Source organism: Clostridium sp. UMB9555A (genome assembly GCF_030222355.1).
GTDB classification, from domain to species: Bacteria; Bacillota; Clostridia; order Clostridiales; family Clostridiaceae; genus Sarcina; species Sarcina perfringens.
This window is the reverse complement of sequence record NZ_JASORQ010000068.1, coordinates 1-203: the sequence shown is the minus strand read 5'-3', so window position 1 is coordinate 203 and position 203 is coordinate 1. Positions and strand designations below refer to the sequence as shown.

Annotated in this window: 1 tRNA gene; it reads left to right on the top strand. The window is 50.2% G+C overall.

Annotation, left to right across the window (positions count from 1 at the left end):
• Positions 1-27 precede the first annotated feature (27 nt).
• A tRNA-Leu gene (locus QP548_RS16975) sits at positions 28-111 on the top strand.
• Positions 112-203: the final 92 nt, after the last annotated feature.

Below are 203 nucleotides of genomic sequence, written 5' to 3'. Positions count from 1 at the left end.
TCCCTGGCAGATCACCAAATTTAATTTGCAGATGTGGCGGAATTGGCAGACGCACTAGACTTAGGATCTAGCGCCTACGGCGTGGGGGTTCGACTCCCTTCATCTGCACCATTAAATTTAAACAAGCATTCAATGCGGGAGTGACTCAATGGTAGAGTGTCACCTTGCCAAGGTGAAAGTTGCGGGTTCGAGTCCCGTCTTCC